7 protein-coding genes and 4 tRNA genes are annotated in these 11,249 nt (G+C 67.6%); 9 read left to right on the top strand and 2 right to left on the bottom strand.

The window, feature by feature from the left end; genetic code table 11:
- Window positions 1–586 precede the first annotated feature (586 nt).
- Window positions 587–1,687, bottom strand: a complete 1,101-nt coding sequence (mutY, locus tag ACYYG1_RS16920) for an A/G-specific adenine glycosylase (RefSeq protein WP_461211511.1) — start codon at window positions 1,685–1,687, stop codon at window positions 587–589.
- 76 nt (window positions 1,688–1,763) lie between these two features.
- Complete coding sequence (locus ACYYG1_RS16915; protein WP_461211510.1) at window positions 1,764–5,630, bottom strand: class I adenylate cyclase domain-containing protein; 3,867 nt, start codon at window positions 5,628–5,630, stop codon at window positions 1,764–1,766.
- 288 nt (window positions 5,631–5,918) lie between these two features.
- Between ACYYG1_RS16915 and rpmE the strand changes: the two genes are divergently transcribed.
- From rpmE to ACYYG1_RS16870, 9 genes are all read left to right on the top strand, one after another.
- A complete protein-coding gene (gene rpmE / locus ACYYG1_RS16910) occupies window positions 5,919–6,146 on the top strand; it encodes a 50S ribosomal protein L31 (protein ID WP_461211509.1) in 228 nt (75 codons plus the stop codon).
- A gap of 119 nt (window positions 6,147–6,265) precedes the next feature.
- Window positions 6,266–7,234 carry a DUF1385 domain-containing protein gene (locus tag ACYYG1_RS16905; protein ID WP_461211508.1) on the top strand — a complete coding sequence of 323 codons (969 nt, stop codon included), beginning with the start codon at window positions 6,266–6,268 and terminating at the stop codon, window positions 7,232–7,234.
- 15 nt (window positions 7,235–7,249) lie between these two features.
- Window positions 7,250–8,323, top strand: coding sequence for a peptide chain release factor 1 (prfA, locus tag ACYYG1_RS16900; protein WP_461211507.1), 1,074 nt, complete (start codon window positions 7,250–7,252; stop codon window positions 8,321–8,323).
- A 238-nt stretch (window positions 8,324–8,561) separates the two neighbouring features.
- A complete protein-coding gene (prmC, locus tag ACYYG1_RS16895) occupies window positions 8,562–9,446 on the top strand; it encodes a peptide chain release factor N(5)-glutamine methyltransferase (protein ID WP_461211506.1) in 885 nt (294 codons plus the stop codon).
- Between the two features lie 139 nt (window positions 9,447–9,585).
- Window positions 9,586–10,518 (top strand): UDP-3-O-acyl-N-acetylglucosamine deacetylase, encoded by a 933-nt coding sequence (gene lpxC / locus ACYYG1_RS16890; RefSeq protein ID WP_461211505.1) that lies wholly within the window; start codon window positions 9,586–9,588, stop codon window positions 10,516–10,518.
- A gap of 169 nt (window positions 10,519–10,687) precedes the next feature.
- A tRNA-Thr gene (locus ACYYG1_RS16885) sits at window positions 10,688–10,763 on the top strand.
- A gap of 16 nt (window positions 10,764–10,779) precedes the next feature.
- Window positions 10,780–10,865: transfer RNA gene (locus ACYYG1_RS16880), tRNA-Tyr, on the top strand.
- Between the two features lie 63 nt (window positions 10,866–10,928).
- Window positions 10,929–11,005, top strand: a tRNA-Gly gene (locus tag ACYYG1_RS16875).
- Between the two features lie 40 nt (window positions 11,006–11,045).
- Window positions 11,046–11,121: transfer RNA gene (locus ACYYG1_RS16870), tRNA-Thr, on the top strand.
- Window positions 11,122–11,249: the final 128 nt, after the last annotated feature.

Here is an 11,249-nt window from a genome sequence, read left to right as displayed (position 1 = left end):
GAGAGGCGCGCTCCCTTCGAAGGATTTCCCCCGCCGCGCGGCTGCGCCGCAGGGGCGGGACAAATCCAGGCGGTCGCACACCTCTCCCGCGCCTCGCGCCGGGCATTGCCACAGAGCCTTCCCGTCCGCGAACGCGACAGGGATAGAGAAGAAGTATCCTACCTGACGATGCGGCGGGGGATCATGCGGTAAAGTACTTCCCCCATGACGCGGCATCCCGTGTTTTCAGACCCCACCTGCTCCCCAAGCCCCGGCGCGCTGCCCGGCGCAGCGGCTGTGATGGAAATCAGCGAAGCGGAGCCGGGCTCGTGCGACGGGGCGGCACCACCCATGCTGCGACACGAGGGGAAGTACCACTGAGGGACCGAACCACTGCGATAGCCCAGCTCCCCATGCGGGTGCGGGGGGCGCAGCGACCTGGGTGGCAACCCCCGAAGCGAAGCCGCCCGCACCCGCATGGGGCGCGGCCGCGTCACCTCCCCCACTCATTCCCGACAAACCAACGCCCTACCCGCGAGGGAACGCGGCGGGAGGGGAGGGAGGGCACAATTGGTTTTTCGCCACGACTCTTAGCAGAAAAAGCCCTTCACCCCTCCAGCAACCCCACAAACCGCAAATCCCCCTGCAACGAATCGATTAGCTTCCTGTGCCCGGCGGGAAACGCGTACTCCCCCAACTCCTCTGGCCGCACCCACCGGTACTGCGTGGCCTCGGTGAGCGTGGGCTCGCCCAACCCCTCCTCCGCCGCGAGAAAATAACAATGCAACGTCACCCGATAGCGCGTGTACCCGTGGCGCAGGGTCCTGATGTGCCCGGCGGTGCGCACCTTGAACCCCGTCTCCTCGTCGTATTCCCGCACTACGGCCTGCTCCGGGGTCTCGTCCTGTTCCACGCACCCGCCCGGGAATTCCCACAACCCGCCCCAGACGTCGTCGTCGCGGCGGCGCTGGATGAAGACCCGGCCCTGGTGCACGAGCACGCCCGTGGCGATGGTCAGGGGGATGATGTCCTTCTTCTTGCCGGGCACCGGGCGGTGCTCCACGATGCCCAGGCGGCGGGCCTCGCAGTCTCCGGCCAGGGGGCAGGCCGCGCAGTCCGGGGCCTTGCGGCAGACCAGAGCGCCCAGCTCCATGAGGGCCTGGTTGTACTCCCGGGCCCGGCCGTGGGGCAGGACCTCGGCGGCCAACTCGTGCAGGCGGCGCTTGGTGGAGGCCTCGGCAACGGGCGCGTCCAGGTCGAAGACCCGGCAGAAGACCCGGGCCACGTTGGCGTCCACCAGGGGCTCGTCCTGGCCGTAGGCGATGGAGAGCACGGCCGCGGCCGTGTATTCGCCCACCCCCGGCAGGGCCAGGAGCGCCTCGCGCTCGTCGGGCACCCGGCCCCCGTGCTCGTCGACCATGATCCTGGCGGCGCGTTGCAGGTTGCGCGCGCGGCTGTAGTAGCCCAGGCCCTCCCAGAGCCGGAGCACCTCGTCCTCGCGGGCTTCTGCCACGGCCTCGGGGCTGGGCAGCTCGCGCATCCAGCGCAGGTAATAGTCCACGGCGCGGTCCATCTGGGTCTGCTGGAGCATGACCTCGGAGATCCAGACCCCGTAGGGGTCGTAGTCCGTGCGCCAGGGCAGGGGGCGGGCGTTTGCGGCGAACCAGTCCAGGAGAGGCGGGGCGAGATCTGTGCTGCGGGCGGTCATAGGGCTTCACGTGCGGCAAGAGGTGGAGACGAGGCCCGAGAATGGCACGCGCCCGTGCCGTTGGCAAGACGCGCGGCTACAGGGAAGGCAGGGGGAAGCTGGCCCGCTCGGGGGAGAAGAGCTCCATGGCCGGAGGCGTGTCGAACTCCTGCTCCACGGTCTGCAGCAGGAATTCGGCGAGGTTGTCGAGCTGTCCGGCGCGCTTCACCGGGGCGGTGACGCAGAACAACTCGCCCCAGTTGGTTGAGTAGACGATGGACACCTCGCGCACTGCGTTCTGCTCCCTGGGCTGGATCAGGTTGAGCACGAAAAAGGCCCGCACGATGCGCTCGGGGTTGAGCATCTCGGCGATGTCCGTGTTGAAGGTCGTCTTCGGCGGGAAGAAATCCAGGAGGCGGCCCAGGAGGTTCTGGATGTCCTTGGCCGTGACCGGGGAGATGGAATAGTCCCCGCGTACCTGCATGTTCTTGTGGTAGATGCCGTTGGCCACCAGCCAGGCCAGGGATTCGGCGAGGTCCGGGCCGCTGCGCAGGTTGGCCAGCTCCAGGCGTTCCTTGCCCGCCACTTCCTGCGCGCCCTGCACCTCCCAGTGGGAGGGCTGGCCCATCTTCTTGCCCGAGGCCGCGAAGTGCAGGATGCGGAAGGACGTGCCCCCGATGCTCAAGAACGGGATGTGCTCGATCTTGTGCTTGCGCTTGGAGAAGGTGGCGAAGATCTTGCGGCCCAGCTTGGTCAGGTCCTCGGGGGTGATGGCGATGGAGTCCTTGCGCTCGGCCTGCACGTCGCGCACGCGCATGTAGGTGCGCACGATGAACTTGTTCACCAGGGCGCCGATCTTGGCCAGTTTGTCGAAGGACCCGTCCAGGGCCGTGAGGGTGCCAGGAGGGAACATGCCCGGGTCCCCGGCCAGGGCGCGCAGCTCGGACTCCTCCGGGCGCAGGGCCGGGCCGCCCCGGGCCACGGCCTCGGCGATCTTGGTCTTGAGCAGGAAGGACAGGCGCACCAGGTTCAGGGAGTCCTTCTCCTTGGTGGCCTTGTGGTGCCCGCCCACCTCCAGGAACATCAGCACGTAGGGGTCCGTGGCCAGGAGTGAGGTGTGGCCCCGGGCCAGGTTGTCCTTGAGCTTGTCGCACAGGAGCATGGACCCGCCCTCGTCCCCTGCGGCGATGTATTTCTCCAGCAGCCCGAACTTCATGATGGACTTGAAGGGGCTCTTCAGGGCCTTGACGATCTGCCACAGGGACGCGCCGAAGAACTCCCCGGGCGGGATCTGTACCAGGTTGCCCAGGTCCACGAAGCGGTCCGCGGCCGGGCCCGCGGCCAGGTCCTCGCGGATGCGCGCGTATTCACCGTCGCTGGCCCCCACGGGCGTGGCCCACCACAGGGGCGCCTTGCCCGCTGCGCAGACCACGGAGCGGTAGAATTCCTCCTTGAGCAGCAAGGCCTGGGCCGAGCCCGAGCTCTCGGAGTCGCTGAACCCGAAATTGTTCTCGCGGATGCTCACCAGGTCCATGGTGAAGAAGTGCACTTCCAGGCCCAGGGTGGCGTCGGCCCAGTGTTCGATGCGCTCCAGCTTGTCCGTGAGCCCGTCCAGCAGGGTCTCGGGCATGTCCTCGGGGTCGTAGCAGACCCAGTAGTCCAGGTCCGACCCCGGCCCCTGGGCCACGGTGCCCACGCTGCCGATGGTGTACAGGGCCTGGATGTCGATGGCGTCGGGCACGGGCGGGGGCGGCGCGGCCTTGGGGAAGAACCGGCGCGCGTATTCCAGGGTCGTGTAGTCCACGGCGAAGCCCGCCATGCGCATGGGCAGGGGCAGGGGAATCATGCCCTCCACGTGCTGCTCGAAGACCTCGGAGTGCAGCAGGTAGGGCGCGAGGCGGAAGAATCCGCCCTTGTCCGGGCCCAGCTTGTCGCGGCACCAGTCGATGCGGCGCTGGTTGGCCCGCAGGAAGGCCAGGGTCTGGGCGCGCAGGTCCCGGGCCCGGAACCAGCGGCCCACGGTCTCGGCGGCCAGGGCCCTGGCCCCGTGGCCCAGCTCCGGGGTCACGGGGCCCCGCGCGGCGTATTCCTCGGTGCGCGCGGCCAGGCAGGCGTCCTCTCCGCGCATCAGGCCGGGGCTGTCCGTGAACAGCCCGCAAAAGGCCGTCTTGCTGAACGAGCTGGCCTCCACGCTGTGGCAGAGCAGGCGCGAGCGCGAGAAGGTGGCGCCCAGGCAATGGGAGAGCAGGAATTCGACGCCCTGGCCGTCGCAGTCGAGGACCTGCATGCCCGACATGTCGCAGGCCGTGAAGCGGCAGGTGCGCAGCCGGCAGCCGTGCAGGCCGCAGTTGCGGAGGTCGCATTGCTGGGCGTCGAACAGGGTCACGCGCGTGTCCGCCAGGACCGCGTCGCGCAGCACGCAATTCCGCATGGCCACGTCCAGGGCCGTGGTCTCGTGGAACCGCGCCCCGGTCAGGTCGCAGTCCACGAACACGCATTCGATGAACCGCGCGCCGCGGATCAGGGTCCCCCGGAAGGAGACCCCCACCAGGGTGCAGCGTTGGAACACGGCGTTGTCCAGGAAGGAATCGGAAAAGTCGATGCGCTGCAGGGTGCGGCTGTCATAGATGGGGCTCAGCTTGCGGCCGCTGTTCTCCGACGACTCGCCCCCGCCCATGTCGGCCACGGTGGAATCCCCGAACTGCACGCTGATGGCCTCGCCGCTGGAGCCGCCGCCGAACATGGAGAAGAATCCGCCTTCGCGGTCCTTTTTCTTCTTTTTCGACGCCTCGGGTTTTTTCTCTTGGCGCGGCTTGAACGCGGCTTGGGCCGCGTCCGCGTCGGCCCAGGCGGGCGGCGCGGCCTCGGGCAGCAGGGACAGGAGCTCCGCGGCGTCGGCCCCGCCCGATTCGGCCATGGCCGCCTCCAGGTGGGAGAGGGCGCCTTCGGGGTCCAGCTCGGCCAGGGCCGCGAACAGTTCCCCGGCCAGGTTCTTGTCCTTGCCCCCCAGGCAGGCGGTGAAGGCCGAGTGCTCCGCCCCGGAAAGCAGGGGCGCGCGGGCCAGCACGGCGCGGCGCAGGACGTCGTCCTTCTTGAACAGGGCCGCGCAGAGCCTGCCCTGATCCTTGGGCGAGCGGGCCATGAAGGTCGCCAGGGCTTCCAGGGCCACGGCCCTGTCCGGATGCGCCACGATCTTGGCCGCGGCCTTGGCCACGGCCGGGGACGGGCCCTGGCCGCAGCGGCGCAGGAGGCGCAGGCTCGCGGCCAGCACAGAAGCCTGCTTGGTGGCCAATAGCTGCAGCAGGCGCGCCTCCAGCCCCGGGCCGGCCAGGGGCAGATGCGCGTCGATCCTTGCCGTGAGGCCCTTGGGCGGGCGCTGCCCGGCCTGTATGTCCTTGACCGCCCGTGCGATCTCCGCGTCCAGCTCCTGGCCGTAGGGCCCGGCCATGAAGGCCTCGCCCAGGGCGTGGGCCACGGCCAAGCCCCGGCCCGCGCAGGCCGCGAGAAAGGCCCGCACCTCGTCGGCGGGCAGGGCTCCCAGTTCCTGCAGGGTTCCCAGGGCCTCGCTCCGCGCGCCTTCCAGGCGCGGCATGCGGCTTTGCAGCAGCAGGTTCACGGCCTCCAGGCGCAGCTCTCCGGGCACCCGGGGCAGGAGCGGTTCGGTCGCGGCATCGTCCTCGGGCAGACGGGCGATGACGCACAGGGCCGCGGCCAGGGGGCCCAGGCGCGGCAGCAGGGACAGGTAGAAATCCTTGATTCCTTCGTCCGGGGTGGTGGCGGCCCTGGCCGCCAGGAACAGCGCGGCCTCGCAGAGGCCCGCCTCGTCCGCCGCCTCGTCCGCCAGGTCCTGCACCAGGCGGTCGATCTCGGCGCGCAGGCGCTCGGGCGGCGGGTGGGCGGTGAGCCCCCGGAGCCGCTTCATGAGCCCGGGATGGCTGGTTTCCTCGCTTTTGGATTGCTGCATGGCGTCGTGTCGAATGGGTAGTGAAACGCGGCGTTTTGCCGCTTCTTACGCTATATGTTACGGGCAGACAAAGCACAAGGGAGGTCCGCCGATTTTCGCTCCCCGTCTCGCGGGCGGTCCTCGGCGCGGATCCGCGTTCGGAGTGCTGGTTCCCCTTGCCAGGGCCCCGGGGAAGCATTATATCCCCTATCGGCCGCGCGGGTTGGGGCGAGGGAAAGATTTCCCTTGCCAAGGCCGTGTGTACGCGGTATCTAACCCGCCTTTTCCGAGAATGTGGAGGAACGACCCATGAAGAAAGATATTCATCCCGAGAACCACACGGCGAAGATTCGCTGCGCCTGCGGGTTCGAGATTGAGGCCAAGTCCACCAAGGGCAACGATGTCCACGTGGAAATCTGCTCCAATTGCCATCCGTTTTTCACTGGCAAGCAGCGTTTCGTGGACACCGCCGGCCGCATCGACCGATTCCGCAAGAAGTACGCCAAGTTCGAGTCCACCAAGGGCCAGGGCGAGTAGCTGTTTTCGCGGGCCCGGCCCGCTGTTTTGCCGCCTCCGGCGGCGGATCCGGGTGGTCCGCCGCCGGGGGCGCTTTGCTGTTCTCTCGCGTCCGCATTTCCGGCGCGCACGGAGGCCTCATGAAGCCGATCTTTTTTGACCGCCGCAGCCTGCTCCGCGCCCTGGCGCTGGTCCTGGGCGCCGCTCCCACCGTGGGCGGCCAGGCGGTCATGGAAGGCGTCATGATGCGCAACAAGTCCCGCTTGGCCATCGCCGTGCGCAAGCCCGACGGCGCCATCGAGGTCAGCACCCGCCCCTGGTTTTCCCTGACCCGCCAGGCCTGGCTCAAGAAGCCCTTCATGCGCGGCTTCCCCGTGCTCCTGGAGACCCTGGTCAACGGCATCTCCTCCCTGAACTGGTCGGCGCAGACCGCCCTGGAGGACGAGGAGGACGGCGAGCTCGGCCCCTGGGCCATGGCGCTGACCGTGGGCTTCGCCCTGGTCATGGCCGTGGGCATGTTCGTGGTCCTGCCCCATCTGTTTTCCCTGGGCATGGAGCACTTCGGCCTGGGCGGGGACACCACGAGCCTGTCCTTCCACGTCTGGGACGGTTTTTTCAAACTGGCCGTGTTCCTGGGCTACATCTGGTCCATCTCCTTCATCCCGGACATCCGCCGCGTGTTCCAGTACCACGGCGCCGAGCATAAGGTGATCTGGGCCTATGAGAGCGGCCGGGAGCTGGTTCCGGGCTCGGCGCGCGGCTTCAGCCGCCTGCATCCGCGCTGCGGAACGGCGTTCCTGCTTTTCGTCCTGTCCCTGGCCATCGTGACCCACGCGGCCTTCGTGCCCGCGCTCCTGGCCGTGTACGCGCCCCAGGGCGCGGTGCTGCGCCAAGCCTACATCATCGTGGCCAAGATCCTTTTGATGATCCCCATCGCGGCCATGGCCTTCGAACTCATCAAGTTCACGGGCCCGCGCAGCGAACAGGGCCTGTGCCGGTACCTGTGCTGGCCCGGGCTGATGCTGCAGCGCATGACCACCTTCGAGCCCGACGACGGCCAGCTTGAGGTCGCCATCGCCGCCCTCAAGGGCGCGTTGGACAAGGATTAACACGCGAGGTCGCCCATGTTCGCCAAGCTGGAAAGCATAGAAAAGAAATTCGAGGACCTGGAGCGCGAGCTGGCCTCGCCCGACGTGTTCAACGACCAGGGCCACTACCGCAAGCTCACCAAGGCCCATTCCGACCTCGGCGAAGTGGTGGCCGTGTTCCGCGAGTACCGCACCCTGGAAAACGAGATGCGGGACAACGAGGAGATGCTCCAGGATTCCGATCCCGAGATCCGCGAGATGGCCAAGGCCGAGGTGGAAGCGGCCAGGACCCGCCTGCCCGAGCTGGAGGACCGCCTCAAGGTCCTGCTCCTGCCCAAGGACCCCCTGGACGAGAAGAACATCATCCTGGAGATCCGCGCCGGCACCGGCGGCGAGGAGGCGGCCCTGTTCGCCGCGGACCTGTTCCGCATGTACTCCCGCTACGCCGAGGAGCGCGGCTGGAAGATGGAGATCATGAGCTCGTCGGACACCGGTACCGGCGGATACAAGGAAATCATCGCCTCCATCTCCGGGGACCGGGTCTACAGCCATCTCAAGTTCGAGTCCGGCATCCACCGCGTGCAGCGCGTCCCGGCCACCGAATCCCAGGGCCGCATCCACACCTCCGCCGTGACCGTGGCCATCCTGCCCGAGGCCGAGGACGTGGAGGTGCATATCGCCGAAAACGAGCTGCGCATCGACGTGTTCCGCTCCTCCGGCCCCGGCGGCCAGAGCGTGAACACCACAGACTCGGCCATCCGCGTGACCCACCTGCCCACGGGCCTGGTGGTCACCTGCCAGGACGAGAAGTCCCAGCACAAGAACAAGGCCAAGGCCATCAAGGTGCTCAAGGCCCGCCTGTTCCAGATGGAGCAGGACAAGGCCCACCAGGAGCAGGCCGACGCCCGCCGCGCCCAGGTGGGCACGGGCGACCGCTCCGGCCGCATCCGCACCTACAACTTCCCCCAGGGCCGCGTCAGCGACCACCGCATCAACCTGACCCTCTACCGCCTGGAAGAGGTTCTGGCCGGCGACCTGGCCGAGCTCACCGACGCCCTGACCGCCCATTTCCAGGCGGAAGCATTGAAACTCCAAGCCGACGAAGCCTAGGCCAGGACGTCCAGTGACGCACGATGGCTGCGTTGCTGCGCAAAAAGCAGAATCTCGCGTATTGGGATACGCGTCGATCCTGCTTTTTCCTTGCGCCTTGCCCTCGCACGCCCCTGAACGCCCTGGCCCGTTGCCTCGGCTGGGGGGAGCGCGCACGGGTCGCTTCGCTCCGTGCGTGGGGGAGGGGGGCGCACTTTCGTGCGCTGGTGGCGTTTGATCGGTCTGTTTCGGAGTCCTTATGAACCGTGATGCTCTTACCCTGGGCGAACTGCTGGCCCAGTGCGACGACCTGCTGCGCGGGGCCGGGGTGGATTCGCCGCGGTTGTCCGCGCGGTTGCTGGCCGGGCATGTGCTGGGGCTGGACCAGGTGCGGCTGGTGGTGGACGCGGGGCGGGTGCTGGAGGACGGCGAGGTCGCGGCGGTGCGCGCGTTGGCCGAGCGGCGGGCGCGGGGCGAGTCCGTGGCCTATATTCTGGGGAACAAGGAATTCTACGGGCTGGACTTCCGGGTCACGCCCGACGTGCTGGTGCCCAGGCCCGAGACCGAGCATCTGGTGGAGCGGGCTCTGGAGCGGCTGGACGCCGGGTCGGCGGTGCGCTTCGCCGACCTGGGCACGGGCAGCGGCTGCTTGGCCGTGACCCTGGCCACGGTGTTTCCCCAGGGCCTGGGCCTGGCCCTGGACGTCAGCGCGGCCGCCCTGGCCGTGGCCCGGGGCAACGCCCTGCGCCACGGCGTGGCCGGACGGCTGTGCTTCGTGCGCGGGGACATGGGCGCGGCCTTTGCGCGGCCCGGGGCCCTGGACCTGGTGGTCTCCAACCCGCCCTATGTCTCCGAGGCCGAGTATGCGGAGCTGGGCTTCGAGGTGGCGGACTTCGAGCCGCGCGGGGCCCTGGTCCCGGCCATGCCCGACGGCGCTCCTTCCGACGGCCTTGAGTGCTACCGCGCCCTGGCGCCCGTGGCGGCCGACGCCCTGCGCCCGGGCGGGTTGCTGCTCCTGGAGATCGGCTGCACCCAGGGAACTGACGTATCTGAAGCGCTGCGCGCCACGGGGGCCTTTGGGGAACCCGAGGTCCTGCCCGACCTGGCCGGTCTGGACCGTGTCGTTTTGGCCCGGCGGGTGTGAATGTGGCGAAAAAGCACGGAAAGTTGCTTATTTGTTACAGCGTGGCTTTTGTGTCTTGAAAATATATCACGTAATTTCGGCTAGTTGCGCTCATAGAAACTCGGCATGTTTTTTGCTTAGTGGATGCCGGAGGATTTCAATGAACGTACAGACCACCATAGCCCAAGGCGTGCGCTGCTCCGGAGTGGGGCTGCACAGCGGCCGCAAGGTCGAGCTGGAGCTGCTTCCGGCGGACGCGGACGCGGGCATCGTCTTCTGCCTGCAGACCGAGCACGGGTCGAAGTTCCTCTCTCCCTCCCCCGACAACGTGGTGGGTACCGGTTTGGCGACGACCCTCGGCAACGGGGACGGCGCCGTGGCCACAGTGGAACATCTCCTGGCCGCCATCCGCGGGCTGGGCATAGACAATATTCTCGTCAGGACCAGCGGCGGCGAAGTGCCCATCATGGATGGCAGCGCCGCCTCCTTCGTGTATCTGCTGCGCTCCGCCGGGTTGCGCAAGCTCTCCAAGGCGCGCCGGACGCTGGCCGTGGTGCGGCCCTTCGAGCATGCCAACGGCGAGAAGCGCATCAAGGCCGAGCCCTACGACGGGTTCCGCGTGGACTATTCCATAGACTTCGACCATCCCCTCATCGGCCGCCAGACCATGGGCTTCGAGCTGACTCCGGACAGCTTCGCCGAGCAGCTGGCCAAGGCCCGGACCTTCGGGTTCCTGGGCGAGGTGGAGTTGATGCACAAGAACGGCCTGGCCCTGGGCGGCTCCCTGGACAACGCGGTGGTCCTGGACGACTACGGCGTGGTCAACGCCGAGGGCCTGCGCTTTGATGACGAGTTCGTGCGCCACAAGGTCCTGGACTTCATCGGCGACATGGCCGTTGCGCCCCTGCCCCTGAAGGGCCGCTTCGAGGTCTCCTGCTCGGGCCACGCCTTCAACAACGAATTCCTGCGCCTGCTCACCGAGGACGCCGCCGCCTGCCTGCGGGTGGAGGCCCCCTCCGGGTCCAAGGCGCGCGAGTCCGTCGCCCCCGCCGCGGCGGCCGCCCGCGAGGCCCTGGCGCCGGTCGTCGCCTAGGGCCCGTTCCAGTGATTCTCCGGGTCCGCCCCTGACGGGGCGGACCCTTTGTTTTCAACGTTCCCCGGGTTCGCGGCCCCGGCAGGCAAGGCGGGTTTTTTTGCTTGACTTGCATGGGCTGCGCGTATAGTAACCCGATTCCCGACGGCGCGAGTCGTCGGACGAGCTGGCTGGCGTAGCTCAATTGGCAGAGCAGCTGATTTGTAATCAGCCGGTTGCGGGTTCGAGTCCCATCGCCAGCTCCATTGAAATTATGCTTGTGGAGGGGTTCCCGAGTGGCCAAAGGGAACAGACTGTAAATCTGTCGGCAAACGCCTTCGGAGGTTCAAATCCTCCCCCCTCCACCATATTTCGCGATAGAGGCTGTAGGAGGCAGATGTCAGGTCTGTCGCTGGACTGCAGGTAATCGCGCGGGAATAGCTCAATTGGCTAGAGCATCAGCCTTCCAAGCTGAGGGTTGCGGGTTCGAGTCCCGTTTCCCGCTCCATTCCCCCGCCGTCCGGCATTCCTCCCAGTTTTTGGATACGGCCCACGTAGCTCAGTAGGTAGAGCGCATCCTTGGTAAGGATGAGGTCAGCAGTTCAATTCTGCTCGTGGGCTCCATATTTCGTGCCCGTAAACATCGAACCGTAAACCAAACTACGGGGGTAAGACAGTCATGGGTAAGGCAAAATTCGAGCGCACCAAGCCGCACGTAAACATCGGCACCGTTGGTCACATTGACCACGGCA

The organism is Desulfocurvus sp. DL1XJH-121 (assembly GCF_054819825.1).
This window is presented reverse-complemented; position numbering and strand designations above follow the sequence as displayed.

What these genes read in the sequence shown, in the direction of transcription:
- mutY (WP_461211511.1), bottom strand. Translation starts at nt 1,687, where the DNA reads ATGACCGCCCGCAGCACAGATCTCGCCCCGCCTCTCCTGGACTGGTTC.
- ACYYG1_RS16915 (WP_461211510.1), bottom strand. Translation starts at nt 5,630, where the DNA reads ATGCAGCAATCCAAAAGCGAGGAAACCAGCCATCCCGGGCTCATGAAG.
- rpmE (WP_461211509.1), top strand. Translation starts at nt 5,919, where the DNA reads ATGAAGAAAGATATTCATCCCGAGAACCACACGGCGAAGATTCGCTGC.
- ACYYG1_RS16905 (WP_461211508.1), top strand. Translation starts at nt 6,266, where the DNA reads ATGAAGCCGATCTTTTTTGACCGCCGCAGCCTGCTCCGCGCCCTGGCG.
- prfA (WP_461211507.1), top strand. Translation starts at nt 7,250, where the DNA reads ATGTTCGCCAAGCTGGAAAGCATAGAAAAGAAATTCGAGGACCTGGAG.
- prmC (WP_461211506.1), top strand. Translation starts at nt 8,562, where the DNA reads ATGAACCGTGATGCTCTTACCCTGGGCGAACTGCTGGCCCAGTGCGAC.
- lpxC (WP_461211505.1), top strand. Translation starts at nt 9,586, where the DNA reads ATGAACGTACAGACCACCATAGCCCAAGGCGTGCGCTGCTCCGGAGTG.